The organism is Gordonia otitidis NBRC 100426 (genome assembly GCF_000248075.1).
Classification (GTDB): domain Bacteria; phylum Actinomycetota; class Actinomycetes; order Mycobacteriales; family Mycobacteriaceae; genus Gordonia; species Gordonia otitidis.
The window spans coordinates 1-26,064 of record NZ_BAFB01000065.1; the positions used below are offsets into that span (position 1 = coordinate 1).

23 protein-coding genes, 2 tRNA genes and 1 pseudogene are annotated in these 26,064 nt (G+C 65.2%); 21 read left to right on the forward strand and 5 right to left on the reverse strand.

Annotation, left to right across the window (positions count from 1 at the left end):
• The 13 genes from hrcA to GOOTI_RS05925 form a co-directional block, all read left to right on the forward strand.
• Window positions 1–902: heat-inducible transcriptional repressor HrcA (gene hrcA, locus GOOTI_RS05865; protein WP_007237652.1), on the forward strand; the 902-nt coding region annotated here is incomplete at its 5' end.
• Window positions 903–994: 92 nt separating this feature from the next.
• Window positions 995–2,140, forward strand: a complete 1,146-nt coding sequence (dnaJ, locus tag GOOTI_RS05870; RefSeq protein WP_007237653.1) for a molecular chaperone DnaJ — start codon at window positions 995–997, stop codon at window positions 2,138–2,140.
• A gap of 42 nt (window positions 2,141–2,182) precedes the next feature.
• Window positions 2,183–2,932 carry a 16S rRNA (uracil(1498)-N(3))-methyltransferase gene (locus GOOTI_RS05875; RefSeq protein WP_007237654.1) on the forward strand — a complete coding sequence of 250 codons (750 nt, stop codon included), beginning with the start codon at window positions 2,183–2,185 and terminating at the stop codon, window positions 2,930–2,932.
• 11 nt (window positions 2,933–2,943) lie between these two features.
• Window positions 2,944–3,714 (forward strand): alpha/beta hydrolase family protein, encoded by a 771-nt coding sequence (locus tag GOOTI_RS05880; RefSeq protein WP_007237655.1) that lies wholly within the window; start codon window positions 2,944–2,946, stop codon window positions 3,712–3,714.
• A gap of 125 nt (window positions 3,715–3,839) precedes the next feature.
• The gene (locus tag GOOTI_RS05885) at window positions 3,840–4,931 is read left to right on the forward strand and encodes a PhoH family protein (protein ID WP_007237656.1); all 1,092 of its coding nucleotides are present in this window, start codon (window positions 3,840–3,842) and stop codon (window positions 4,929–4,931) included.
• Window positions 4,928–5,521, forward strand: a complete 594-nt coding sequence (ybeY, locus tag GOOTI_RS05890; RefSeq protein ID WP_007237657.1) for an rRNA maturation RNase YbeY — start codon at window positions 4,928–4,930, stop codon at window positions 5,519–5,521. The genes GOOTI_RS05885 and ybeY overlap by 4 nt, the downstream gene beginning before the upstream one ends.
• A gap of 2 nt (window positions 5,522–5,523) precedes the next feature.
• The gene (locus GOOTI_RS05895; RefSeq protein WP_007237658.1) at window positions 5,524–6,996 is read left to right on the forward strand and encodes a hemolysin family protein; all 1,473 of its coding nucleotides are present in this window, start codon (window positions 5,524–5,526) and stop codon (window positions 6,994–6,996) included.
• On the forward strand, window positions 6,993–7,331 hold the full coding sequence (locus tag GOOTI_RS05900) for a cytidine deaminase-like protein (RefSeq protein WP_007237659.1): 339 nt from the start codon (window positions 6,993–6,995) through the stop codon (window positions 7,329–7,331). The genes GOOTI_RS05895 and GOOTI_RS05900 overlap by 4 nt, the downstream gene beginning before the upstream one ends.
• Before the next feature lie 8 nt (window positions 7,332–7,339).
• Window positions 7,340–8,272 (forward strand): GTPase Era, encoded by a 933-nt coding sequence (gene era / locus GOOTI_RS05905; RefSeq protein WP_039993606.1) that lies wholly within the window; start codon window positions 7,340–7,342, stop codon window positions 8,270–8,272.
• Window positions 8,273–8,464: 192 nt separating this feature from the next.
• A complete protein-coding gene (locus GOOTI_RS05910) occupies window positions 8,465–9,964 on the forward strand; it encodes a YhgE/Pip domain-containing protein (RefSeq protein ID WP_233425435.1) in 1,500 nt (499 codons plus the stop codon).
• A 73-nt stretch (window positions 9,965–10,037) separates the two neighbouring features.
• Window positions 10,038–10,841 (forward strand): DNA repair protein RecO, encoded by an 804-nt coding sequence (recO, locus tag GOOTI_RS05915; RefSeq protein WP_039993571.1) that lies wholly within the window; start codon window positions 10,038–10,040, stop codon window positions 10,839–10,841.
• Window positions 10,810–11,646, forward strand: coding sequence for an isoprenyl transferase (locus tag GOOTI_RS05920; protein WP_007237663.1), 837 nt, complete (start codon window positions 10,810–10,812; stop codon window positions 11,644–11,646). The genes recO and GOOTI_RS05920 overlap by 32 nt, the downstream gene beginning before the upstream one ends.
• Before the next feature lie 4 nt (window positions 11,647–11,650).
• Window positions 11,651–12,085 carry a hypothetical protein gene (locus GOOTI_RS05925; RefSeq protein WP_007237664.1) on the forward strand — a complete coding sequence of 145 codons (435 nt, stop codon included), beginning with the start codon at window positions 11,651–11,653 and terminating at the stop codon, window positions 12,083–12,085.
• Between the two features lie 60 nt (window positions 12,086–12,145).
• Here the strand turns inward: GOOTI_RS05925 and GOOTI_RS05930 are convergent, their stop codons facing one another.
• Window positions 12,146–12,610 carry a Fur family transcriptional regulator gene (locus GOOTI_RS05930; RefSeq protein WP_007237665.1) on the reverse strand — a complete coding sequence of 155 codons (465 nt, stop codon included), beginning with the start codon at window positions 12,608–12,610 and terminating at the stop codon, window positions 12,146–12,148.
• The gene (locus tag GOOTI_RS05935) at window positions 12,607–13,053 is read right to left on the reverse strand and encodes an ArsR/SmtB family transcription factor (protein ID WP_007237666.1); all 447 of its coding nucleotides are present in this window, start codon (window positions 13,051–13,053) and stop codon (window positions 12,607–12,609) included. Before GOOTI_RS05935 ends, GOOTI_RS05930 begins: the two co-directional genes overlap by 4 nt.
• Window positions 13,054–13,263: 210 nt before the next feature.
• Between GOOTI_RS05935 and GOOTI_RS05940 the strand changes: the two genes are divergently transcribed.
• The 4 genes from GOOTI_RS05940 (at window position 13,264) to GOOTI_RS26700 (ending at window position 18,189) form a co-directional block, all read left to right on the forward strand.
• Window positions 13,264–14,667, forward strand: coding sequence for a glycine--tRNA ligase (locus GOOTI_RS05940; protein ID WP_039993611.1), 1,404 nt, complete (start codon window positions 13,264–13,266; stop codon window positions 14,665–14,667).
• Between the two features lie 160 nt (window positions 14,668–14,827).
• A complete protein-coding gene (locus GOOTI_RS05945; protein WP_007237668.1) occupies window positions 14,828–15,301 on the forward strand; it encodes a cold-shock protein in 474 nt (157 codons plus the stop codon).
• A complete protein-coding gene (locus GOOTI_RS05950) occupies window positions 15,294–16,601 on the forward strand; it encodes a deoxyguanosinetriphosphate triphosphohydrolase (protein ID WP_007237669.1) in 1,308 nt (435 codons plus the stop codon). The genes GOOTI_RS05945 and GOOTI_RS05950 overlap by 8 nt, the downstream gene beginning before the upstream one ends.
• 256 nt (window positions 16,602–16,857) lie before the next feature.
• Window positions 16,858–18,189 (forward strand): PE-PPE domain-containing protein, encoded by a 1,332-nt coding sequence (locus GOOTI_RS26700; RefSeq protein ID WP_007237670.1) that lies wholly within the window; start codon window positions 16,858–16,860, stop codon window positions 18,187–18,189.
• Here GOOTI_RS26700 and GOOTI_RS27030 read toward each other — a convergent pair.
• A pseudogene (locus tag GOOTI_RS27030) lies at window positions 18,178–20,398 on the reverse strand (glycoside hydrolase family 3 C-terminal domain-containing protein). The gene GOOTI_RS26700 and the pseudogene GOOTI_RS27030 overlap by 12 nt on opposite strands.
• A gap of 117 nt (window positions 20,399–20,515) precedes the next feature.
• Here GOOTI_RS27030 and dnaG point away from each other — a divergent pair.
• Window positions 20,516–22,435, forward strand: coding sequence for a DNA primase (gene dnaG / locus GOOTI_RS05965; RefSeq protein ID WP_007237673.1), 1,920 nt, complete (start codon window positions 20,516–20,518; stop codon window positions 22,433–22,435).
• A gap of 6 nt (window positions 22,436–22,441) precedes the next feature.
• On the opposite strand, the gene GOOTI_RS26080 is transcribed toward dnaG, so the two are convergent.
• Window positions 22,442–22,600, reverse strand: a complete 159-nt coding sequence (locus tag GOOTI_RS26080; RefSeq protein ID WP_169315792.1) for a hypothetical protein — start codon at window positions 22,598–22,600, stop codon at window positions 22,442–22,444.
• A gap of 306 nt (window positions 22,601–22,906) precedes the next feature.
• Between GOOTI_RS26080 and GOOTI_RS05970 the strand changes: the two genes are divergently transcribed.
• The 3 genes from GOOTI_RS05970 to GOOTI_RS05980 all read left to right on the forward strand — a co-directional run bounded on the left by GOOTI_RS05970 (window position 22,907) and on the right by GOOTI_RS05980 (window position 23,880).
• A tRNA-Ile gene (locus GOOTI_RS05970) sits at window positions 22,907–22,980 on the forward strand.
• Between the two features lie 94 nt (window positions 22,981–23,074).
• Window positions 23,075–23,147: transfer RNA gene (locus GOOTI_RS05975), tRNA-Asn, on the forward strand.
• Window positions 23,148–23,412: 265 nt separating this feature from the next.
• Complete coding sequence (locus tag GOOTI_RS05980) at window positions 23,413–23,880, forward strand: hypothetical protein (RefSeq protein WP_005177875.1); 468 nt, start codon at window positions 23,413–23,415, stop codon at window positions 23,878–23,880.
• A gap of 1,695 nt (window positions 23,881–25,575) precedes the next feature.
• On the opposite strand, the gene GOOTI_RS05985 is transcribed toward GOOTI_RS05980, so the two are convergent.
• Window positions 25,576–26,058, reverse strand: a complete 483-nt coding sequence (locus GOOTI_RS05985) for a phage protease (protein WP_007237674.1) — start codon at window positions 26,056–26,058, stop codon at window positions 25,576–25,578.
• Window positions 26,059–26,064 lie beyond the last annotated feature (6 nt).

Here is a 26,064-nt window from a genome sequence, read left to right on the forward strand (position 1 = left end):
GCAACGACATGGCGGTACTCGAGGCCGAGGGATACATTGCGCAGCCACACACCAGTTCTGGTCGGGTTCCGACGGACAAGGGCTACCGCATGTTCGTCGACCGGATCAGCGAGATCAAGCCACTCTCGGCGGCGGAACGTCGCGCGATCCTGTCGGTGCTCGACCGCGGCGTCGATCTCGACGACGTCCTGCGCCGTTCGGTCCGCCTGCTGGCACAACTCACCCGGCAGGTGGCGGTCATCCAGTATCCGGTGCTCTCCACGGCGACCGTGCGCCACCTGGAGGTGGTCACGCTGTCGCCGTCGCGTCTGCTGCTCGTGGTCATCACCGACACCGGCCGCGTCGAGCAGCGCATGGTCGCTCTCGGTGACGATCGGTCGGAGGACGACATCGCCCGGCTCCGCGACATGTTCTCGGCGGCGCTGCACGGCAAGCGACTCGAGGAGGCCTCGGCGGCCGTCGCCGAGTTGGCCAACGAAGCGCCCGACGACATCAGGGACGAGGTCATCAGGGTGGCCACCGTGCTCGTGGAGACCCTCGTCGAGCGTGGAGTCGACCGGCTGGTGCTCGGCGGAACGTCGAATCTCGCGCGGTCGGCTGCCGACTTCGCCGTGCTCAACGGTGGGATGGACACGGTACTCGAAGCGCTCGAAGAGCAGGTCGTGGTGCTCAAACTGCTCGCGACCACCCAGCGTATGGGCAGGGTCACAGTGCAGATCGGCGAGGAGACACAGGCGGAGAACCTGCGTGGAACATCGGTCGTGTCCACAGGGTACGGTGCTTCGGGAACGATTTTCGGCAGTGTCGGCGTTGTCGGCCCGACCCGCATGGACTATCCGGGAACAATCGCCTCGGTCGCAGCCGTTGCGAAGTACGTGGGAGAGGTCCTCTCCGAGCGCTGAGCTGCGCCGAATCGCCTGCAGGACCCCCACCCGCAGGATCACTGACACACACGGGATCACTGACATACATATAGAGGACCAGGACGACAAGCGTGGCAACTGACTACTACGGAATCCTGGGCGTGGCGAAGGGCGCCAGCGACCAGGAGATCAAGCGGGCCTACCGCAAGAAGGCTCGTGAACTGCACCCCGACGTGAATCCCAACGAGGAGGAGCGTTTCAAGGAGGTCACCACCGCATACGAGGTGCTCAGTGACCCGGAGAAGCGACGCATCGTCGATGCGGGTGGCGATCCGCTCGCCGGCCCGGGTGCTGGTGGATTCGCCGGAGGTTTCGGTGGCGGCGGTCTCGGAGACGTGTTCGAAGCGTTCTTCGGAGGTGGCGCCGGGTTCGGCGGAGGGCGTGGACCGAAGGGGCGCGTACAACCCGGCGAGCCCGCACTCGTGTCGGTGGAACTCACACTCGAGGAGTGCGCGTCCGGGGTCAACAAGGAGATCACCGTCGACACGGCAATCCTGTGCGACGTGTGCCACGGCTCGGGAACCAACGGCGACTCCAAGCCGGTGACCTGCGACATCTGCAAGGGTGCGGGCGAAATCCAGGCGGTGCAACGCTCGATTCTGGGTCAGGTCATGACCGTTCGCGAGTGCCCGACGTGCCACGGTACCGGCGAGATCATCCCGGACCCGTGCCACAAGTGCGGTGGCGACGGGCGGGTGCGTTCGCGCCGCACCATGACCGTGCGCATTCCCGCCGGCATCGAAAGCGGAATGCGTGTCCGGTTGGCCGGACAGGGCGAGGTCGGAATGGGTGGCGGCCCCGCGGGCGACCTCTACGTCGAGGTCTCGGAACGACCCCATGACGTCTTCATCCGCGACAAGGACGATCTGCACTGCACGCTTCGCGTACCGATGGCCGACGCCGCGCTCGGTGCCGAGTTCGCGGTCACGTCGATCCTCGGCGACGACATCACCGTCGCCATCGACCCGGGAACCCAACCGGGTCAGGTCGTCAAGGTCCGGGGCCAGGGCATGCCGCACGTCAACAGCGGGGTGCGCGGCACCCTGCATGTCCACCTCGACGTGCACGTGCCCACCAAGCTCGACGCGGGTCAGTCAGCTGCGCTCTCGGCGTATCGCGAGACGTCGGGCGAGCAGATCGACCTGGTCACGACGGCTGCCGCAGCAGCACCCGGCGGCCTGTTCTCGCGGCTTCGCAACGCCTTCGCCGGACGCTGAAAGACACAAGCGGATGAAGCGTGAACGCAGAGGTCCACGTCGGTGAGTCCTCCGCTGTTCTGGGTCGACGAGGTCCCGCGCGTCGGTGGTGAGGTCGTGCTGTCCGGGAGCGAGGGGCGTCACGCCGTGACGGTCACACGTCTGGGCGTCGGCGAACAGCTGATGGTCGGTGACGGACGGGGCTCGGTGACCGACTGCGTCGTCGAGGCGATCCGGTCGAAGGACACGCTCGTCGCACGCGCTCACGCCTACACCTTCACCGACCGTCCACGTCCGACTGTGACCGTGATCCAGGCACTTCCGAAGGCCGAGCGCTCCGAACTCGCCGTCGACCTCGCGACCGAGGCAGGCGCGGATCGTATCGTGCCATGGCAGTCCGCACGCTGTGTCGCGCGGTGGACAGGCAAGGCGGACAAGGGCATTGCGAAGTGGAAGGCTGCGGCATCGGCTGCCGCCAAGCAGAGCCGACGTCCCTGGGTTCCCGACATCGGCGACCTCGTGACAACGATGGACGTCCGCGCGATCTGCGCTGAGGTCGCCGCCGGCGGCGGTGTGGTCGCCGTGCTCCACGAAGACGGCGCCGTGCCCTTCGGTTCGCTACCACTGGCAGGTGCAACCGAGGTCGCGCTCGTCGTCGGACCCGAGGGCGGGCTCGACGACTCCGAGGTCGCGGATCTGACCGCGTTGGGCGCGACATCGGTGGTGCTGGGGCCCGAGGTGCTGCGGACATCGGCAGCCGCGGCCGTCGCACTCGGTGCGATCGGTGTCCTGACGGACCGGTGGGACCGGTGAAGCGGTGTGCTGTGCACCGCACGAAGATCGCCTACGGCACTCAGCCGTCGCAGTTCGGGCACCTCTACCACGTCGCCGACCCCGCGGACCGTCCCGGCCGGATGCGTCCCGTCGTCCTCGTGCACGGCGGTTACTGGACGACCGAGTTCGGCCTGACCATCGAGTCGGCGATCGCGCGACAGTACGCCCAACGCGGCGCATTGGTCTGGAACGTCGAATATCGCCGGGTCGGTGAAGTGGGAGGCGGGTGGCCAGCCTCCGGAACCGATGTCCGCTCAGCGGTGGAAGCACTTGACGGTGTCGTCCCCGACGCACTCGATGCCGACCTCAGGGCGTGCGTCGACTGGACCGACGTGGCCGTGGTCGGACACTCCGCGGGCGGGCAACTCGCGATCTGGACAGTCGCGCAACTGGGCGCGAAGACCTCGTCGACGGTGATCACGACCGTGGTGGCGCAGGCGTCCGCGCTGGATCTCGTCGGAGCCGGCCGCGTCGCACGCCCGTCCGTCGAAGGGCTGATGGGGGCGCCCTACGCAGAGGCTCCCGAGCGGTACCGTCAGGCCTCACCGATCGAGCAGGACCCCTTCGACGCGCACGTCGTCGCGATCCACGGGACACTCGACACCGCGATTCCGGTCGACGTCAGCCGCCACTACGTCGACACGGTCAGTGCCCGCGGACAATCCGCGGAGCTCATTGTGGTGCCCGACGAAGGTCACGACGCCTTCGTCGATCCCCGGAGCGTTTGCAATCGGCAGACGCTGCGGGTGCTGGGGATCTGAGGAGCCGTGCGCTGGGCCGGCCGGAATATTGCCTGCTGATGGGCCGTTGTGGCGCGATAGACTCGTAACGGACACGGTCTCATCCGTGTCCGCGGATCCCACCGAACCCAGGAGTGATTGCATACGTGAGTGACGGCACCCCCGACGTGAACGCGCCGAACAGCGGAACATCAGGGGGCAGACCCGTGGTCACCTCCAACGTGGAAATCTCTCCCGAGGTGGTCTTCGGTCTGCTCGGGACCAGCGACATCAACCTGCGCACGCTGGAGAAACTCCTCCCCGCCGACATTCACGTACGCGGCAACCAGTTCACGTTGACGGGCCAGCAGGCCGACGTCGCGGCGTCGGAAAGAGTTGTCGCCGAACTGGTCGACCTCGTCGGTCGTGGGACACCGCTGACCCCCGACCTGGTGCGTCACAGCGTCTCCATGATGAGTGAGGGAACCTCGGAGTCGCCTGCCGAGGTGTTGTCGCTCGACATCATCTCCCGGCGCGGAAAGACGATCCGACCCAAGACGCTCAACCAGAAGAAGTACGTCGACGCCATCGACAACAACACGATCGTGTTCGGACTCGGCCCGGCGGGCACCGGCAAGACGTACCTGGCGATGGCGAAAGCCGTTCAAGCGCTGCAGGCCAAGACCGTCAACCGCATCATCCTCACACGACCGGCCGTCGAGGCTGGGGAGCGCCTCGGCTTCCTACCCGGAACGCTCAGCGAGAAGATCGACCCCTACCTGCGCCCCCTGTACGACGCGCTGCACGACATGATCGATCCGGAGTCGATCCCCAAGCTCATGGCGGCAGGCGTCATCGAGGTGGCGCCGCTCGCCTATATGCGTGGCCGCACGTTGAACGACGCCTTCATCATCCTCGACGAGGCGCAGAACACCACCAGCGAGCAGATGAAGATGTTTCTGACCCGACTCGGATTCGGGTCGAAGGTGGTCGTCACCGGCGACGTCACGCAGGTGGATCTGCCGGGCGGGGCACGGAGCGGCCTCAACGCGGCAACCCGCATTCTCGAGGGCATCGACGACATCCACTTCTCGCACCTCAACAGCTCCGACGTCGTTCGTCACCGCCTCGTGGCCGACATCGTCGATGCCTACGGACGCGACGACGAAGCGCATCGGTCGTCGGGACGGTTGCGCGATGCCGGAGCTCAGGGCAACCGCGCCGCCCGACGCGCAGCAGGGCAGGGACGACGGTCATGAGTATCGAACTGGCCAACGAGTCGGGGGTCGACGCCCCGGCCGAGCTCATCATCGGAGCGGCTCGGTTCGCAGTCGCGGCCATGGACGTCAATCCGGCCGCCGAACTCTCGCTGCTCCTCGTCGACGAGGACACGATGGCCGACATGCACGTCCAGTGGATGGACCTGCCCGGCCCGACCGACGTCATGAGTTTCCCGATGGACGAACTGGTTCCGGGTGGGCGTCCCGACGCGGCCGAACCCGGTCCGGCGATCCTGGGCGACATCGTGATCTGCCCGGAGTTCGCCAAACGACAGGCCAAGGAAGCCCGACGTTCCTATGACCACGAGCTCGCGATGCTGACCATCCACGGCGTCCTGCACCTCCTCGGCTACGACCACGCGGAACCCGACGAGGAGAAGGAGATGTTCGGACTGCAGAACAGCCTCCTCGAGGACTTCTACGCCGAGCGCCACCGGATCGCCCAGGCGCAGCGGCAGTCCGATCGCGACACCAAACTGCTGACCAACATCGGATTCTCTGACGTCGCGCCCGTCGACGCGGGACCTGAGGCGACCGGACCGACGCAACCGCCCTCCGAGGACGAGTGACCTTGTCGCAGGACATCTGGTTTCTCGTTTTCGCTCTCGTACTACTAGCTGCCGCAGGTGTGTTCGCCGCCGTCGACACCGCGGTGTCGACGGTGTCGATCGCACGCGTCGAGGACATGGTCAAGGAACAGCGCGCCGGAGCGCGCAGGCTCGTGGCGGTGTTGGACGAGCGTGCCACCTACGTCGGACTCGCGGTATTCCTCCGGGTGGCATGCGAGACCGCCGCGGTGGCACTGGCCGCGGTGGCGCTCGTGGATCTCCTCGGAATCGGGTGGGGTCTCGTCGTCGCGATCGCGGGGATGACAGTGCTGTCCTACATCGCGGCCGGGGTGGGACCGCGCACCCTCGGTCGGCAGCACGCCTACAGCGTTGCGCTCGCGTCTGCGGTGTTCTTGCAGGCGCTCGGCGTGCTGCTGACGCCGGTCACCCGACTGCTCATCCTCATCGGTAACGCGCTGACCCCCGGTCGGGGATACCGCAACGGGCCGTTCGCGACGGAGGTCGAGCTGCGTGAGGTCGTCGATCTCGCCGAAGCGAGTGGTGTCGTGGCTGCCGACGAGCGCCGCATGATCCAGTCGGTGTTCGATCTCGGGGACACCAACGCGCGCGAGGTGATGGTCCCACGTACGGAGATGGTCTGGATCGAAGAAGACAAGACTGTCGCGCAGGCGCTGAATCTCGCACTGCGGTCCGGGCATTCACGCATACCGGTGATCGGCGAGAACCCCGACGATGTGCTCGGTGTCGTCTACCTCAAAGACCTCGCATCGACGTTGAACGCCGGCGACCCGATCACCGTCATCCGGGTGCGGGACCTGATGCGTCCGGCGGAGTTCGTCCCCGACTCGAAGCCCCTGGACAAGGTGCTTGCCGACATGCAGCGCACCCGTAACCACATGGCACTGCTCGTCGACGAGTACGGGGGCATCGCGGGACTGGTCACCATCGAGGATGTGCTCGAGGAGATCGTCGGCGAGATCACAGACGAGTACGACACCGACGAGGTCGCGCCCATCGAAGACCTCGGCGACGGACGGATGCGTGTCTCGGCTCGCCTGCCCGTCGAGGACCTCGGGGAACTCTTCGACATCGAGATCGACGACGACGACGTGGAAACCGTCGGCGGACTCGTCGGACTCGAACTCGGTCGGGTCCCATTGCCCGGCGCCGACGTGGAGTCCCATGGGCTGCGACTCGTCGCCGAGGGCGGGCCGAACCGCCAAGGGCGTCAGCGCATCACCACCGTGCTGGTCACGAAACTCGAGTCGCACGACGACGAGTCCGACGCCGACTCACGCGACGGGGCCGATACGCGGCGTGACCGACGCCGCAACGGTGACCGCAACGAGTCCGACGCCGCCGCGCGACGCGGGGTGCGTGACACCCAAGCCGACGCCGATGGGGAATACTCTGAGCCGAACGACGTCGACCGCAGCACCGCGGTCCACGCACGCAACGGCAAGGATCACAGGTGACGCAGACACTCGACGACGAGGATCACAAGCTCGTCGTACTGGCCAGGGGAGCACGGGCTCGGGCCGAGGTGGCATCGGGCGCAGCGGTCCGCGACGATGACGGGCGTACCTACGCCGGAGCTGATGTCGAGACCAGGTCACTGCAACTGACAGGTTTGCAGGTGGCGCTCGCCACGGCACTCGGTAGCGGTGCACGCGGGTTCGAGGCCGCCGTCGTCGTCGGAGGACGAGCTGACGATCCCGGTCTGGAGACGCTGCGTGAGATCAGCCCATCGGCGCCGCTGATCGTCGCCGACGGAAAGGGCGCCGTCGTCGATCGAGTCGAGTCGACGTGACCGAGGAGATGAACGGTGGCGACCACGGTTCGGCTGAGTTCCGATCAGGCTTCGTCTGTTTCGTCGGCAGGCCCAATACCGGCAAGTCGACGCTGACCAACGCGCTCGTCGGCGAGAAGATCGCGATCACGTCCAATCGCCCCCAGACGACCCGCCACACGATCCGCGGCATCGTCAATCGACCCGATGCTCAACTGATCATCGTCGACACCCCTGGCCTGCACCGACCGCGCACGCTGCTCGGGCAACGTCTCAATGATCTTGTCCGGGATACGTATTCAGAAGTCGACGTGATCGGAATCTGCATACCCGCTGACGAGGCGATAGGGCCGGGCGACCGGTGGATCGTGTCGCAGGTGCGCCAGATGGCCCCGAAGACCACCGTCGTCGGCGTCGTCACCAAGATCGATCGTGTGACACCGGACAAGGTCGCCGCGCAGTTGCTCGCGCTGAGCGAACTGCTGGGCGCTGACTCCGAAGTGGTGCCGGTGTCGGCGACGAGCGGCCAGCAACTCGACGTGCTCACCGACGTCCTGGTGTCGTTGATGGAACCCGGGCCGGCGTTCTACCCGGACGGTGAACTGACCGACGAGCCCGAACAGGTGCTGATGGCGGAGTTCATCCGCGAGGCCGCCCTCGAGGGAGTGCACGACGAACTACCACACTCGCTGGCGGTGGTGATCGAGGAGATCATCCCGCGAGAGGATCGCCGCCCCGATCAGGCGCCCATGGTCGACGTCCACGCCATCCTCTACGTGGAGCGCGACAGCCAGAAGGGCATCATCATCGGACACAAGGGCGCGCGGCTCAAGCAGGTGGGTACCACTGCTCGTGCCCAGATCGAGCGCCTGTTGGGGGTGAAGGTGTATCTGGATCTGCATGTGAAGGTGGCCAAGGACTGGCAGCGAGACCCCAAACAGTTGGGACGAATGGGCTTCTGACCGCCGATCTCTCGAAGGAGGTACGACGCAGTGGGTAAGCACGAAGAAACGACTGATGGGGCCGGCTCCGCCGACGATGCCGACGTCACGCACGAAGAGTCGACGAGCAGTGATCCGGTGGATCCGGAGAGCAGCATCGGGACGGAGACGACCGACCGCTCTGCCGACGTCGCACACGAAGAGTCGACGCCGGTGGACAAGTCGCCTCACGAGGAACAGGCAGTCGGCACGATCTCGGAGGTCCTCGGCGCCCCCAAGTTCTGGCTGGCCCCGCTGCTTCTCGTCGTGGTCATCATGTCGTTCATGTCGGCGCTCTACATGGGTGCGATCGCCGACCCCGAGGGCAACCTGCACGACTTCCCGATCGCCCTGTCGAACCAGGACAACGGCGGTGAGGTCCCCAACGCCGACGGCGGCAGCGACAAACAGAACTACGGTGACCAGATCGCCAAGGGCATCACCGACGAGGCGGCCAAGAGTGGCATCGCCGTCCACCAAACCGATCGGACCACCGCTCTCAACGAGTTGAACAGTGGCAAGGTCTACGGGGTCGTCCTCATCAGCCCGAACTTCACCAATCGTGCTGTGGCTCTGGGGCAGGCGGCTGTGCTGCAGGCGAAGCCGGAGAAGCTCTCGATCGACATCTACATCAATCGCGGGTCGGGTACGTTCGCCTCCGCGATCACGACGACGTTCTCGCAGCGGGTGTCATCGCAGGTCAACAAACAGGTCGGCGATCAGTTGACGGCGTCGGTGCGCGAACAGCTCGCGAAGGCGAACGTGCCGTTCACCGGCGCCGCTCAGCTGGCGCTGTCGCAGCCCGTCGACGTGCAGACCGTCGAACCCAATCCGCTACCCGACGGATCGGGCAACGGACTGTCGGCCTTCTATTTCACGCTGTTGCTGATCCTCGCCGGATTCACCGGCGCCATGATGGTGAGCATCGTCGTCGACGCCGCACTGGGCCAGACGCCGATCGAGTTCGGCCCGTTCTACCAACTGCGGGTTCGGCTGGCCATTTCCCGCTGGGGCACACTCGCCGCCAAATGGACGATCATGCTGCTGATCGCGTTCATCCAATCGGCTCTCTACATAGGTGTGTGCACCGCAGTGGGGACGTCGCTACCGAATGCGTTCGTGCTGTGGACCTATTCGGTGCTGGTGATCTTCGCCGTCGGTGTGTCCTCCGCATCGGCCATGGCCGTGTTCGGCAATCCCGGGCTGATCCTCAACCTGGTGTTCTTCGTGATCCTCGGTCTGCCGTCGTCGGGTGGAACAGTCCCGTTGGAGGCCAGTCCACGCATCTTCGCGTGGATCGCCGCGTTCGAGCCGATGCACCTGGTCTATCTCGGTGTCCGCGCGATTCTGTACTTCGACGCGGACTGGGATGCAGGTCTGGGACGTGCGGTGATCCAGACCTTCGTCGGACTGGCAGTGGGACTTCTGCTCGGATGGGGCGGAACCAGGTATTACGACCACAAGGGATGGCACCGGTTCCCCGGCGGCATGCGGCTGAGCCCGCGAATGGCGAAGTTGTTGGACGGCGGCAGCGGTAGCCTGCCGACGATCACCACCCCTGCACCGCAGCACGTCGCAGGCGTCGTCGGCGTGAGTGAGCGTAGTCGGAACTCGGTGGCCACCGCGACGACAGCGCGGCACAGTCGGGACGGCACGGAGGCCGGCGGGGACTAGATCGACACCCGCGGACGTCCCATCAGCGGCATGTCACGTCGGTGTTGTCGGTACCCGGTGGAAGAATGGCGCGGTGAGGTTTTACCAGGATGAGGCGGTGGTCCTGCGCCAGCACAAGCTCGGTGAGGCCGATCGCATCATCACGTTGTTGACCGCGGAGCACGGATTGGTGCGCGCGGTCGCCAAGGGTGTGCGGCGGACGCGGTCGAAGTTCGGCGCCCGGCTCGAACCGTTCGCCCACGTCGACATCCACCTCTATCCGGGGCGCAATCTCGACGTCGTCACCCAGGTCCACTCGATCCACGCGTTTGCCGACGCGATCGTCGCCGACTACGCGCGCTATACCACCGCGTGCGCCGTCCTCGAGACCGCGGAACGACTTGCCGGTGAAGAACGTGCGCCCGCGGCACAGTTGCACCGCCTCACAGTCGGTGCTCTCGAAGCGCTCGCCGACGATCGACGGCCGGGTGGATTGATCCTCGACGCCTTCCTGCTCAGGGCGATGCAGTGTGCGGGCTGGATGCCCGCGTTGGATGTGTGCGCGCGGTGCGCACAGCCGGGACCACATCGGGCCTTCCACGTCGCCGCGGGCGGAGCAGTGTGCCTGTATTGCCGTCCACCGGGCGCCGCGACGCCGTCACCTGGTGTGCTCGACCTGATGGATGCGCTGTATCGGGGACAGTGGGAACACACCACCGACGCGACGGAGTCGTTACGACGCCAGGCCAGTGGACTGGTCGCCGCGCATCTGCAGTGGCATCTCGAGCGGCAGTTGCGCACCCTGCCGCTCATCGAACGCACCGCCCCTCATAGTCTGGTTTCACCGAATGTGAGAGGAGTCGGCGATGGCGCTACGGCCGCGGTCAGCTCGGGATGAACGTGTCAGGGCGGCTGCCGCGCAGGATCGTCGACGCGACATCCGGCCGCCTGACCCGCACCCCAGCGGAGCGACGCCGCCCGCGCTTCCCGCGGAGTTGATTCCTCGGCATGTCGCGCTGGTGATGGACGGCAATGGGCGGTGGGCCACCGAGCGGGGCCTTCCCCGCACCGAGGGCCACAAACGCGGCGAAGCAGTCCTCATGGACACCGTCTGCGGCTGTATCGAAATGGGAGTCACATGGTTGTCGGCGTACGCCTTCTCGACGGAGAACTGGTCGCGTAGCCCCGACGAGGTCCGATTTCTGATGGGTTTCAATCGCGATGTGATCCGACGCCGTCGCGACGAGATGAACGAAATGGGTGTGCGGGTCCGCTGGGCCGGTCGCCGACCCCGCTTGTGGCGCAGCGTGATCAAAGAACTCGAGGTCGCCGAGGAGCTGACCGCCGACAACACGGTCATGACTCTCACCATGTGCGTCAACTACGGCGGGCGGGCCGAAATCGCTGATGCGGCAAAAGAAATCGCACGGCGCGCTCTCGCAGGTGAGATCGACCCGGAACGGATCAGCGAAGCGTCGTTCGCGAAATACCTCGACGAACCCGACATGCCCGACGTCGACCTGTTCCTCCGGCCTTCGGGGGAGAAGCGTATCTCCAACTTCTTGCTGTGGCAGTCGGCCTACGCCGAGATGGTGTACCAGGAGAAGCTCTTTCCCGACTTCGATCGACGCGACCTGTGGGCCGCATGCGTCGAGTACGCGTCGCGTGACCGCCGGTTCGGCGGAGTGATGACGACGGAGTGATCGGATGATGAGTGCTGAGGAAGGCGCGGACTCGGTTGACGCGCAGCACGAGCTGCTGGCCAGGGTTGCCGCACTGCTGGACGAGATCGGCGACGTCGGCGACACCGACGACGAATCGGCGGTTGTGCAGGTCGGGGTGACGCGCGCTTCTGTTCGGGTGATAGCGCTCGCCGAGGACCTGCGCGTGGTCTCGGTGACGCAGTTGCTGGCTCTCAACCTGCCCAACACCGAGGCGCTCCGGGATGACGTCGAGGAACTCGACGCGACGCTGAGCTTCGGAAATCTGCGTCGTTCCGATCCGACTGGCGTGACGACAGATGTGTTGCAGTACTACACGTTTCCGGTCGGCGGACTCGCAGACATCCCGTTGCTGACAGTGCTGCACATCGTGTTGTCCGCGGGGGACGACATCGCCCGCAAGCTGGTCGACGCGAGCTGAAACCGCCGAACATCCGAGCTCGGACAACGGTGCGAGGTCAGGGAGTGCGAGGTCAGGGAGTCAGTCGGTGGCGCGGCACCCGGCGCACACCCCGAACACCTCGACAGTGTGGTGGATCTCGCTGAAGCCGTGTTCGGCGGCGATGGCGGCTGCCCAGCGCTCCACGGGTTCGGCCTGCACCTCGACAGTCGTGCCACAGACGCGACACACGAGGTGGTGGTGATGCACAGACGAACAGTTGCGGTAGCGCATCTCGCCCGTACCGTCCCAGAGAGCGTCGATCTGGCCAGCCTGGCTCAGTGCCTGCAGGTTTCGGTAGACCGTGGTCAATCCGATCGACTCGCCACGTGCCTTGAGCTGCTCGTGCAGCTCCTGCGCCGACCTGAAGTCGTCTCCGTCGGAGAGCGCGTCGGCGATCGCGGCCCGTTGGCGGGTCGAACGTACTCCCGTCACGGGCCGCACCCGGGCGGCGGAGTCCTCGACGTCGGTGACGTCATTGGGTGCTGTGGTCTCGGTGCTGCTCATCGGTTCACTTCGTCGTTGGGAGTATCGGCCCGTGGTGCAACCTCGTGTGCAGAGGCTTCTTCCGCAGTGGTGTCCTCTTCAGCGGTGTTTTCCGCGGTGACGCCGGGGCCTCGTGCGCTGTGCGGCTCGGTTGCGTGCGCGAGCGCGTCGGTGACGATATGGGCGAGGTGATCGTCGATCAGCGAATACATGATCTCGCGACCATTGCGCTCGCCGCGCACGACGCCCGCGTCCTTGAGTACCCGGAGGTGCTGACTGACCAGTGGTTGGCTCAGGCCCAGCGAGCCGACCAGCTCGTGGACGCAGCGGGCATTCTCCTGTAGCGACAGCACGATGGCGATGCGCGTCGGCGACGCGAGCGCTCTGAGCAGATCGCTTGCCGCTTCACGAGCATGAACATCGCGGGTGCCAACGCTCTGTGAACAGTGGCCGCGCGTTTCCATCACTCCATCTTATGGGAAGTGGTTGTCATTTGTGATCGGCGCCCCGAGGTGTAGTGCCGCCGTGCGTCCTGATCGTCGACGCTCCAGGTGTCCAGCGCTCGACGGGGCCCCTCAGGCGTCGTGGGGCGACGGCTACGCTGTAGGGGTTGCCGGTCGAGTGCCGGTGAGATGCTCGTGACCTGTCCCAACGTCCGTGGAGAAACGATCCCTGTGGCCTCCCGCCCGTCGAATGCTGCCCCGTCCAAAGTCGAAGCCGTCGTCAACCTCGCCAAGCGTCGAGGTCTGGTGTACCCGAGTGGCGAGATCTACGGCGGCACACGGTCGGCATGGGACTATGGTCCGCTCGGCGTCGAGCTCAAGGAGAACATCAAGCGTCAGTGGTGGCGGAGCATGGTCACCAGCCGCGACGACGTCGTCGGCCTCGATTCGTCGGTCATCCTCCCGCGGCCGGTGTGGGAGGCCAGCGGCCACGTCGAGGTCTTCACCGATCCCCTCGTCGAATCGCTCTACACCCACAAGCGGTTCCGCGCCGACCATCTGATCGAGGCATACGAGGCCAAGCACGGGCATCCGCCGGAGAACGGCCTGGCCGATATCAACGACCCGGACACCGGTCAGCCGGGCAACTGGACCGAGCCGCGCGCGTTCAGCGGCTTGATGAAGACCTACCTCGGACCCGTCGACGACGAGGAGGGTCTGCACTACCTGCGCCCGGAGACGGCACAGGGCATCTTCGTCAATTTCAAGAACGTGATGACGACATCGCGCAAGAAGCCGCCGTTCGGCATCGCGCAGATCGGCAAGAGCTTCCGCAACGAGATCACCCCGGGCAACTTCATCTTCCGCACCCGCGAGTTCGAGCAGATGGAGATGGAGTTCTTCGTCAAGCCGGGGGAGGACGAGGAGTGGCACAAGTACTGGATCGATCAGCGGTTCGCCTGGTACACCGATCTCGGTATCGACCCGGACAACCTCCGGCTCTACGACCACCCGAAAGAGAAGCTGTCGCACTACTCCAAGCGCACCGTCGACGTCGAGTACAAGTTCGGCTTCTCCGGTAACCCGTGGGGCGAACTCGAGGGCGTGGCCAACCGGACCGACTTCGACCTGTCGACCCACGCCAAGCACTCGGGGGAAGATCTGTCGTTCTTCGACCAGGCGACCGGCGAGCGCTACACCCCCTACGTGATCGAACCCGCAGCAGGCCTGACCCGTTCGGTGATGGCATTCCTCTGCGACGCACTGACCGAGGAGGAGGTGCCGAATGCCAAGGGCGGCACCGACACCCGCACAGTGTTGCGCCTCGATCGTCGCCTGGCCCCGGTCAAGGTCGCGGTGCTACCGCTCTCACGCAACGAGAAGCTCTCGCCGAAGGCCAAGGATCTCGCCGCGGAACTGCGCAAGTACTGGAACGTCGACTTCGACGACGCACAGGGAATCGGCAAGCGCTACCGCAGGCAGGACGAGGTGGGAACCCCGTTCTGCGTGACGGTCGATTTCGACACCCTCGACGACCAGGCCGTCACCATTCGCGAACGGGACACGATGAGCCAGGAGCGGATCGCACTCGACCGTGTCGTCGAGTACCTGGGGAGCAAGCTGCTCGGGTCGTGACAACAGGCTCGACCGACATGTCGTCTGATCCGTCGTCGCGGGCGGTGACCGTCCGTCGTTGACTGGGCTTGACCTGCGGTGGTCTGTCACAATTGAGAAGAGTTGCCTTACGTGATCGGACACGGGGTCTGAGCAGGCGGCGAGGAGAGTGAGTGGAGTCGTGGCGGTCACCGGGAAAGTCGTGCATTACGACACGAACAGGGGATTCGGCTTTCTGGCCCCCGAGTCGGGTGGGGCCGACGTGTTCCTGCACATCAACGACATCGACATCGACGAGGACTCGCTGAAGCCGGGTGCCAAGGTCTCGTTCGACATCGAGGAGACAGACCGGGGAGCCAAAGCGGTCAACGTTGCGGTGACCGAGGAAGCACCCGCCGACGAGTCCGGGTCGTCGCGTCCGCATCGCCGTGACTCACACGACCACCACGGCCGTTCGCATGGCGCGGATCGATCGCATGGAACCGACCGGCGTCGGCCGCGCGGCAACGGCGGCTCATTGGACGCCGCAGCATTCACCGAGGAGATCACCGAGGTGCTCCTCGACGCCTCGGGCGATTTGACCGCCAAGCAGATCGTCGCCATCCGGCAGCGGGTCACCGACTTCGCGGTCGGCCGGGGCTGGGTGCTTGACTAGTACCCCGCTCACGGGTCGGACCGGCATCCCTCCGACAGCCGAATACGGCGAGGAGGCCATCGAGCGCATCGTCCGTGAGGGCGCCAAGACCGCCAGCCTGCCCGGTACGAGGACCGACCACCGAAGCGAGTACGCACGCGATCGCGCGCGCGTACTCCACTCGGCTGCGCTGCGTCGCCTCGCCGACAAGACACAGGTTGTCGGACCCCGCGAGGGCGACACCCCGCGCACGCGGCTCACGCATTCGCTCGAGGTGGGGCAGATAGGTCGGGGAATCGCGATCGGTCTCGGTTGTGAACCCGACCTCGTCGAACTCGCCGGTCTGGCCCACGACATCGGGCATCCCCCATACGGTCACAACGGCGAACGCGCGCTCAACGAGGTAGCCGCGGACATCGGCGGATTCGAGGGCAACGCACAGAACCTTCGCATCCTGACCCGGCTCGAGCCCAAACTCCTCGACGCCGACGGGGCGTCCGCGGGTTTGAACCTGACCCGTGCGTCATTGGACGCCACGCTGAAATACCCCTGGCTGCGACGGCCGCCTGCTCGCAAGTTCGGCGCATACGACGACGACGCGGCCACGCTTGCGTGGGTTCGCCAGGGTGCGCCTGGTGATCGTCAGTGCATCGAGGCCCAGGTCATGGACTGGTCAGACGATGTCGCCTACTCCGTTCACGACCTCGAGGACGGGGTGATCGCCAATCGAATCGATCTGCGGTCTCTCGGCGACCCCGACGACCAGCGGACTCTGGCCGCGATCGGCGTCGCGGAGTTCCCCGAACTCGAGCCGGAGCCGCTGATCGACGCTGCCGGGAGGTTGTCCCGTATGGATATCGTGCGGGCTGTCGGGGTGTTCGATGGGAGCCTGGACGCGTCGGTCCGGTTGAAACGCCTCACCAGCGAACTCATCGGGAGGTTCGCGTCGGCGGCGATCACCGGTACCCGCGAGCACGTGGGCGGTAGATCCCTCTCCCGGTACGACGCCGACTTGACTGTGCCACCGCTGATCGCCGCCGAGGTCGCGATACTCAAGACTCTTGCTCTGCGGTTCATCTTCTCCAACGAGCGACACAAGTCGCACCAAGCCCGTCAGCGCGAACGCATTCATCGTGTTGCCGGCTGGCTGACAGTTGCGGCGCCGGGAGGACTCGATCCGATCTTCGTGCCCACGTGGCAGGCCGCGGAAACGGATGCCGCACGACTGCGCGTCGTCGTCGACCAGATCGCATCGATGACCGAAGGCCGCCTCGAACGGATGGACAAGCAGAACTCCGGCGCTCAGGCGCATCTGGGCTGATCGGTTTCCATCGGCACGTTTTCGCGGATTCCTGAGCGCTTTTTCCGGCGGGCGGGTTTGGCGATTCCGGCGGTATCGAGAGGCAATCCCGGCCGGCTTCACCCGATGTTTCACTCATCGCGCTTGTGATGCACAGAACACTGTGTATTGTCCTGTTTGGGAGGCAAACCGCCGGGGGCTTCGCGAAAGGCTCCACCGGATGAGATCTCCCACTCGGTCGACTGCTCTGTCTCGCACGCCTTCCAGACGATCTGGGATGGTCGCTGCCCTCGCGTGCGCTGTCACCGCGGTGGCGCTCGTCCTGGGTAGCCCGCGCGCGGCGGCCTCGGTGTTGCCGGAACCGTCGTCGGGCACGCACATCTACACGCTGGAGCCCTTGGATTACAACATCTTTCCCGTGATGAAGACCCTGTTCCGGGGTGCATGTGCAAAGGCCGGTCCCGGGTGTACGGCGGTCTGGACGCCGGCAGCACTCGACCCGTCTCATCTGCGCGGGGTGATCGGGGAAGTCGGTCCGATCTCGATCGGCGCCGGTTCGTTGGACAAGACGCTACGCACCGACGGCGACAAGCGGGTCGTCGTATTCGGATACTCACAGGGTGCGCAGGTCGCAGCATTCTGGCTGCGGAATCTTGGGGAGAATGCGTCGTCGTATGCGCCTGCTGCGAGTACCTCATTCGTGTTCGTCGGTAATCCGGAAAACACTTACAGTGCGCCGTGGCTGCCGAAAACTCCCACGGACTCGGGATATGCGGTCACCGAGATCTGGCGGCAGTACGACGGTTGGGCCGACTGGCCGACGCACGTCAATCTCCTCGCCTACGCGAATGCGATCGCCGGGATGATGTATGTCCACCCGATCGCTTACGTCGACGCCGATCCAGACGATCCGGCCAACGTCACCTGGACGATCGGGAACACCACGTACGTGATGATCCCGTCCGAGGATCTGCCCCTCCTGCAGCCATTGCGTGTGATGGGGCTGGGTGCTGTCGCGGACGCCCTCAACGGCCCGCTGAAGAAGATCGTCGACGGCGCCTATGACCACCCCCAGACGAAGGCGGAGGCCGACGCGGTGAGTGGCAGTTCGGCCGCGTCGTCGACCGAAGCGGCCGGTGAAGCCCGTTGGGACGCAACTGAATCCACCGATTCGCGGTCAGCAAGAGACGACGGGAGTGCGCATGCGAGCGACGCGCAGGTGCCCGATACTTCGTCGGCCACGGAGGTGCCACCAGTCGTCACCCCGACCTCCACCGCACCGCAGACCGCGGCCACACCGTCGGTCCCGGCGCCCACCTCACCGTCGGTTCCCGACAACAGTGCACCGTCGGTTCCCGACAACAGCGCACCGTCGGTTCCCGACAGCAGCGCACCGTCGGTACCCGACAACAGCGCACCGGACACGGCGACACCGGACGGCCCGACGGTCCAGGCGCCGACAAACACCACCCCGCAAGCGGGTGCGGCTGACGCATCCGCGACCGACACAGCGAAGGCCGGTGCGTCCGAGTCCGTCGCCCCGAAGGCGATCTCGCCCGGAGGCACCGGCGCCGCAACTGCGACAGGGGCGTCGACGTCAGCCGGCTGAGTTGTTGATCGCGTCGAGCTTCTCCGCCAACGCCTTCTTCGTGACCGTGCCAGTGGTGAACTCGGGCAGCCGGTCGACCGGAACCGAACCCACCATGGCCAGTAGTCCCGGTCCGTCGCCTTCGGTGGCATCGGGGAAGGAGCTCTTGACCAGCTCGGTCAGCGCATCCTTACCGTCGGGAACCGACACCACCTCGGCGATCGTCGAGTTCGTGGTGAGCGGAAGGTGGATCTCGTCCCCGTCGACGTCGACGTCGGCGTGCAGACGAATGTCGCGACTCGACGCACCGACGTCGATCCGATAGGTTCCGCCCTCGACGACGAACCTGTGGACGCGAACATCCCAGTACGCCAGAACATCCCGTGGCACCTCTATGCTGACGCGTTGTTCCCCGCCCGCCTTGACGTCGATGCTCGCAAAAGCTTTCAGTTCTCGCACCGGTCGCGCGACGGATGACTTCTCTATGCCCGAATAGACCTGGACGACCTCGCGGCCGTCGACCTTCCCGACGTTCGCGATGGTCACCTCGACAGTCAGACCCTCGGTGGAGGCAGTAACCGAGAGGTCGCGGTAGTCGAAATCGGTGTAGGACAAGCCGTGTCCGAACGGGTAAGAGATGTTCATCTTGCGTGCGTCGTACCAGCGGTAGCCGATGAACAGTCCCTCGCCATAGGTGACGTGCTGGAACTCGCCGGGGAAGTTCAGGTAGCTGGGGTTGTCCTCGAGTTGCAGCGGGATCGTCTCCGAGAGTCTCCCCGACGGATTCACCACGCCGAACAGGACGTCGGCGATGGCACCCCCACCAGCCTGACCGAGAAGAGCGCCGTCGAGGATCGCGGGCGCAAGTAACGGGGCGACCCGGAGCACACCGCCCCGGGAGAGCACGACGGCTGTGCGGGGGTTCGCGGCGAGGACGGCTTGTGCGAGTTCGATCTGATCGGACGGCAGGTCGATCGTGGTCCTGTCGAAACCTTCCGACTCCTGGTGCTCGTCGAGCCCGAGGAACAGCACGACATTCGTCGCCGATCGCGCGGCTGCCACAGCGTCGGAGATCAGCTCGCTGCGCTGGTGCGAGTCGTTGTCGTCGGTGGTGTAGCCGGGCGCGTGGACCACCTCCGAACCGGCATGGCTCTTGATCTCGTCGAGCGGGATGTCGACTTTGGTGGCGTTGACCTTCGACGAACCGCCGCCCTGATAGCGGGGTTCGGCGGCCAGTGTGCCGATGACGGCCAGTGACTCGGCGCTGTCGAAGGGGAGGAGATCGTCATCGTTACGCAGTAGCACGATCGCCTGCGCGGCTACGTCACGCGCGAGCGCGTGGTGGGCGTCGGTGTCGAACGTGCCGTTCTCCGACCGGATGTGCGGTGCCGCACGCTCGGCGAGCGCGATCATGCGGTTGGCCGACTCGGACAACGCCTCCGGATCGAGACGCCCGTCGTCGACCGCCGCTACGACGTCGTCGTCGAGTTCGTCGCCACCGAACGGCATCATCAGATCGAGTCCTGCGGCCACCGAGCGGACCCTGTCGACGACGGCTCCCCAGTCGCTGACGACCACACCGTCGAATTCCCATGTGTCACGCAGGATTCCGGTGAGCAGCTCATGACTCTCGCTCGCGTGGACGCCGTTGATGCGGTTGTACGAGCACATCACTGTCCATGGACGCGCCGTACGTACGATGTGGCCGAACGCGCGGAGATAGTTCGTGGAGGGTGCGTTCGTCGATTGCCGCGCTGACCCGCATGCGATCGGTTTCCTGATTGTTGGCGGCGAAGTGCTTCAGCGACGCCCCGACGTCGACGCTCTGGATTCCTCGCACCCATGCCTCCCCGAATGCGCCGGACAGCACCGGATCCTCCGAGTAGTACTCGAAGTTGCGGCCGCCGAGAGGGGAGCGCTTGAGGTTCACGCCGGGACCGAGCACGACCGACACCTGCCGGGCGAGCGCTTCGGTACCGATGGCCTCGCCGATACGCGCTGCGAGTTCGGGGTTCCATGTCTGGGACAGTCCGACCGCAGGCGGGAAGCACGTTGCGGGAACGCTCTGCGACAGACCCAGGGCATCGGCGGAGCCCTCTTGCTTGCGGAGTCCGTTGGGGCCGTCGGTCATCGCGATCGACGGCACTCCACCTTCTGATTTCGTCTGCCAGAAGTTCTTGCCACTGGTGAGCCGGGCTTGCTGCGCGGTGGACAACGACGGTGTAGCCATGAGTACTCCTCGGTGCGACGACTCGTGCCCCCCTCACCATCGACGGTAGCCGATTCGACGTCGGAGGCCTGTGGACGTTGCGGACGCGGTCGATTGCCGGGTCACTACACTGAGTTCGTGGCAGGCCGAATTCCCGATCGTGACATCACGGCGATCCGTGAGCAGACACGCATCGAGGAAGTCATCGGCGACTACGTCGCACTACGTCCGGCCGGTGCCGATCGACTCAAGGGATTGTGTCCCTTCCACGACGAGAAGACCCCCTCATTCCACGTCCGTCCACATCATGGGCACTTCCACTGCTTCGGGTGCGGGGAGGGCGGCGACGTCTACAGCTTCCTGCAGAAACAGGAACACGTCAGCTTCGTTGAGGCGGTCGAGCAACTCGCCGACCGGATCGGCTACCAGATCCACTACGAGGGCGGGGGAACGTCGGTCGCCCGAGATCGCGGCACCCGAGCGCGGTTGGTCGCCGCAAACGCCGCAGCACAGAAGTTCTACGCCGCCCAGTTGCGGTCGCCGGATGCACAGCCTGCGCGCGATTACCTCACCGACCGGAACTTCGATGCCGCCGCGGCCGCGACCTTCGGTTGCGGTTATGCGCCTGCGGGCTGGGACACCATGACCAAGGCGTTGCTCTCGGAGGGTTTCGAGTTCGCCGAGCTCGAGGCCGCCGGCCTGTCGAAACAGGGACGCAAGGGGCCCATCGACAGGTTCCATCGTCGCCTTCTGTGGCCCATCCGCAATCTCGGTGGAGACATCATCGGTTTCGGAGCTCGCAAGCTGTTCGACGACGACAACCTCGGCAAGTACATGAACACCCCGGAGACGATGCTGTATAAGAAGTCTCAGGTGCTGTTCGGGCTCGACCACGCCAAGAAGAACATCGCGAAAAGTCATCAGGTTGTCGTGGTCGAGGGCTACACCGACGTGATGGCCATGCACATGTCGGGCGTCACGACCGCCGTCGCGTCGTGCGGTACCGCGTTCGGTGAGGATCACCTGGCGCTCATCCGCAGACTGATGATGGATGATTCCTACTTCCGGGGCGAGGTGATCTACACCTTCGACGGCGATGAGGCCGGAAAAGCCGCTGCTCTCAAGGCTTTCGAAGGAGAGCAGTCCATCGCGGGCCAGACCTTCGTCGCGATCGCGCCCGAGGGGATGGACCCGTGCGAATTGCGCCAGGAGCGTGGCGACGCGGCTGTCCGTGATCTCATCGCTCGCCGGGTTCCGATGTTCGAGTTCGCCATCAAGGCGGTTCTGGCGGGATTCGATCTCAACACCGCAGAGGGTCGCGTGCACGCGCTGCGCGACACCGTGCCGGTGGTGGCGCGGATCAAGGACGTGGCTCTACGCGACGAGTACGCGCGCCAACTCGCCGGTTGGGTCGGCTGGGAGGAAGTGGGACAGGTCCTGGCTCGGGTCCGTGAGGAGGGCGCGCGCGTCTCCCGTGCGCACGGCCGTCCGTCGGCTAGTGGTCGGGGACGACAGATGCGACGCGACCGGCCAGAGGCGCAGAAGGCGCCCGGTCCGGGTCGTCCGAGTCCCGACGATCCCCGGTTGTGGCCTCAGCGCGAGGCACTCAAGGCCGCGCTGCAGTACCCGGCTATCGCGGGGACCGTCTTCGACTCGCTTCCTGAGGAGTGCTTCACCGAGCCTGCCTACACCGTGGTCCGGAATGCGATGTCGGCGTTGGGCGGAACGTCATCGGGCATGGGCGGTACCGAATGGATCGACGCCGTCAACCACGAGATAGACAACCCTGTCGTCGGGCCGATCGTGACCGAACTCGCCGTCGAACCGATGCCGGTCAGCGAGCAGAACATCCCGCGCTACATCGGCAGCGTCCTGGCACGTTTGCAGGAGGTCTGGGTCGGGTCGCAGATCGCCGACATCAAGTCCCGCTTGCGACGTATGGCGCCCTCGGACGACCCCGACGGATACCACGCGGTGTTCGGCGACCTCGTCGCCTTGGAAGCGTATCGGCGCAGCCTGCTCGAGCAGGCCGTCGATCCCGTCGTCGACGCCGGATGAGCGTGGTCAGGCGGCGTTGAGCCTGCCGCCGGGGCGGAGTTCCTCGGGGAACATCGGCCGATGGGGATCCTCGGAGTTGTATCGGCAACCGCCGGAGTACGTGTGGGCGCCTGAGCAGCGGTCAGGTGTGGGTCGGGGACATCCCCAGATATGGTCTGCACTCATCGTCTCGCCTCCTCGAGGCTCGGGCAGGTGGTGATGGCGCTGCAACGGCGAAGCGGCCTGGACAGGAGGCCTGACGGCCTACCGAAAGTATGGTGCGCTACCTGACCGATCGGCCAGTTGACGGGAGGTTTTCCTCGACGCGGGCGAAAAGTGGCGTCAGTCACTCGATGGCGACCCGCGCGCGGTCGTCGATCCGGCGACACCGGGAGGGGTGAGGCCGGGGCTCACCGACGACCTGCGGAGCGCTACCCGCGGACCCTCGCCGGCGGACATGTGCGGTACTCTGCTTCGGGCACATGCCCGATCGGGGCGGTAGCTCAGTTGGTTAGAGCCGCGGACTCATAATCCGTAGGTCGCGGGTTCGAGCCCCGCCCGCCCCACCGTTCTGACCTGGCGTTTTGTCCTTGTGTAACTCGATACGCTAGAGTCAGCGTTCGGTTCTGGTGCTCTTCGAGGCACCCGGATCGTGAGCAGTCCCCCATAGCTCAATTGGCAGAGCATTCGACTGTTAATCGAACGGTTACTGGTTCGAGTCCAGTTGGGGGAGCTTAAAAACCGCCTGGTCACAGGCGGTTTTTTGCTTTCAAGGGTGTAGTACGTGCAACTAGCGTGCAATACGCGGCTCGGTGTGGAAACAGATCGGCCCCGGTTGGTGCTTCCCACACCTTCCAGGGCCTCGACTCACCGGAGGCAATTCCGATGCATCGTCATCACACCTTAGCTGCTGACTGCGTCACGATCATCGTGACGCTGGCCCTCTACTTCGTCCCCCTCGCTGTTCTGCGACTCTGCATGGATCTGGGGTGGCACGCATGAGCCTCACAGTTGTCGCAGTTCGACGCTCGGAACCATCGGATCTGTCCCAGTTCGGCATCACCGTCAAGCAACGCAACGAGTCGCCGACCTACACGGCTGAGGACGGCGTCGTGTGGAAGTCTGCGTGCCTTATCTACGTCTGGGACGACGGGCGGATGACGGTAGTTGTGTTGACGGCGCTCACTGAGCGGGAACTCGGTGTCGTGTACGGACTCGCAGAAGACGTGTTCAGTGCCGGCGTCGCGAAATGCAAATACGAGAAGTGGACGCGGCTGCGGAAGACCAATCGGCGTCGCATCGGCGGGTACCGGGTTCACTACTACGTGCGTGCCGACGACGCTGATCCCCATAAGAAGTGGATGTCGGCGGCGATGGGCGACGAGCCAGAGAAGCTGTTGAGCACGTTGAAGGAGTCGGTTGACACCGAGGTCTCCGAGCAAGACCGGGGCACTGTGCAGCACTGAGTGCTCAGCACGGGGCTGCTCTTCACCAACAAGTGGATAAGAGCAGACCGACCTGACGACTACGCCGCAACCGTGGGCGTCATGTACACGGTTGGCCCCGCGCGGTGCTCATCACCGCGACTGCATGGCGAATTTCACCACGCAGCTACCTCCTAACGCCCTGACGGGTTCAACCGTTGTGCTCATCTCAACGGTTGCCGGGTTCGACTCCCGGCAAGGGCACTCAGCGCACGCAACCACTCCAACCGCGTGCCCGTCGTCATCGACCCAGCCCGACGAAAACCAGCGGTCAGCACGTAGCCCAGTCCCTCACCGTGCTTGAGGGCCACCAGTCCCGACCTCGCGAACCGAGACCCGGTGCCATGACGATCACACCTGCCCATCGGGCACGGTGCTAGGAGTCGTGGCCGGACGCGATAGGGGCATGGTTGTCGTGGGTCGAACGGGATGGGGTTCAACGCGCGGCCACCCGTAGGGTGTCGATACAAACGGTAGCTGCATTGAGAGTTTCCCAACGCAGGCCCACGACCTACTCCGAAGCCCTGAACGTGACATAGGCATCGCAGGACGTGATGAAACAACTCGGGCCACTCGTCTGCTCCAAATACGGCAGACCATCCGAGCCATTCACCCGAATGTGCTTGAGCTTCTCCGGCTCGCCACACGCCGCGCAATCGTTTCCAGTCAGTTCAAACCACGAGGCCATAAACGGACAATAGCCCCAAAATATCGAGACCGGGGGAACCACCTGACTGGCCGAGGTAGTCAGATTTCTCTCTCCCCCGGAGAAAATGCCCTAGGAAGAGGTCTGCCGGGTAATGCCGGGGCCATAGAATCCGTGACCGTGAACCTATGGCAGGTTGTCCCAGTAGCAGCGCTCGTCTCGACGGTTGTAACGCTCGTACTCCGATGGTTCGACCGGCCTAGACCAGTAATCCGCCTCGAGGGTCGGCTCGTAAGCGACGCGCGCCTCGGCTCTGGCTTCAACGGCAGATATTGGCCTGCCCCCTGCACCCTAATGAACATTGGCGACGGCGATGCCTACGACGTCAGACTTTTCGGATCGAACTGCGATCCAGGCGTTGAAACGGAAGGTGGACACTGGGCGTACTCCATGCCTGTCATTCACTCAGGTAGCACGGTCAGAATCCACCTAGGGCTTCCAGAAACATGGAGCGAGGCCGACGCTTCCGTCATTGTGACCTGGGCGCCACGGCCTGGCAGGTGGTTTCGTCGGCGTTCTACTTTTCCTATCCAGAACCTTCCAGTCGAGGAACTGCTTCCACCAGGCGCGTTGCCCATCGTGCAGATCCCGCACCGCGCGCGCTCAACGCGAGCACTCGAGGCACGCTCCATCCGTGCGCAACGCCAGAATGCGAGCCGAGAAGCCGATCAGTAGCCAGCCCCGGGCCATCGGAGCCGAAACCGCTGTGACCTGCGAAAAATAAAAAACCTGACTTACCTCGGCAGTCAGCGGTGTGTGGGGGTGTCGGATATTTCTGGGGTGCCGGGATGGGTAGACCCCCGCTCGCCCGTGGTGGGTTTGCGGGGGTCTGGTGTCGGCGCGCTGGTCGGTCTGTGAGCCTGGAAAGTCCACTGGTGGGGACGGGGGCTCTCGCGGCCATGCATTCCCGGTCGGCTGGAACTGGAGCGTTACGGCCTTGGGTGAGTTTGACGCGCCGAACGTTGTGGGGGTTACCGGAACCAGGTTGCGGCGTCGGTCAGGTCGTCGGTGTCGGCGGAGTGCCCGATCTCGGTTCGGGGGACGGCGGTCTCGTCGGGGACTGACGCGAGGACGTCGGCCATGCCTGGGTCTGCGGTGATGAGTGTGACCCAGTGGTCACGTCGGGCGGGGGTGATCTTGCCCGCTCGGATCGCGTCGTTGACCTGGCCGTCGATCTTTGCTTTCGCGGCTGCGGCTTTGACCTGTCGGCCTTCGGCGGCTTCGGTGCGGAGCGCGGCGAGGCTGTGGCTGTCGATGACTTCCATGCCGATGCGCTTCGCTGCGGCGGCGACCGCGGAGGGCTTGGTGTCCTTGCTGTCGGTGTTGGCGGCTTGCTTGGCGAGGTCGTCGATGACGGCGAGGATTGCGTCGACGTCGGTGGGGTTGGTGTCGGCGGGCAGCCCGAGCAGTTCGAACAGTTGGCTGGTCTGGTCGTCGGTGAATGTCAGTGCCATGATCGT

Bases quoted from the DNA above. Each gene is read 5' to 3' on its own strand.
- GOOTI_RS05980 (WP_005177875.1), top strand. From the start codon at position 23,413: ATGAGCCTCACAGTTGTCGCAGTTCGACGCTCGGAACCATCGGATCTG.
- ybeY (WP_007237657.1), top strand. From the start codon at position 4,928: ATGAGTATCGAACTGGCCAACGAGTCGGGGGTCGACGCCCCGGCCGAG.
- era (WP_039993606.1), top strand. From the start codon at position 7,340: ATGAACGGTGGCGACCACGGTTCGGCTGAGTTCCGATCAGGCTTCGTC.
- GOOTI_RS05985 (WP_007237674.1), bottom strand. From the start codon at position 26,058: ATGGCACTGACATTCACCGACGACCAGACCAGCCAACTGTTCGAACTG.
- GOOTI_RS05930 (WP_007237665.1), bottom strand. From the start codon at position 12,610: ATGAGCAGCACCGAGACCACAGCACCCAATGACGTCACCGACGTCGAG.
- GOOTI_RS05925 (WP_007237664.1), top strand. From the start codon at position 11,651: ATGATGAGTGCTGAGGAAGGCGCGGACTCGGTTGACGCGCAGCACGAG.
- GOOTI_RS05935 (WP_007237666.1), bottom strand. From the start codon at position 13,053: ATGGAAACGCGCGGCCACTGTTCACAGAGCGTTGGCACCCGCGATGTT.
- GOOTI_RS26700 (WP_007237670.1), top strand. From the start codon at position 16,858: ATGGTCGCTGCCCTCGCGTGCGCTGTCACCGCGGTGGCGCTCGTCCTG.
- GOOTI_RS26080 (WP_169315792.1), bottom strand. From the start codon at position 22,600: ATGAGTGCAGACCATATCTGGGGATGTCCCCGACCCACACCTGACCGC.
- GOOTI_RS05920 (WP_007237663.1), top strand. From the start codon at position 10,810: ATGGCGCTACGGCCGCGGTCAGCTCGGGATGAACGTGTCAGGGCGGCT.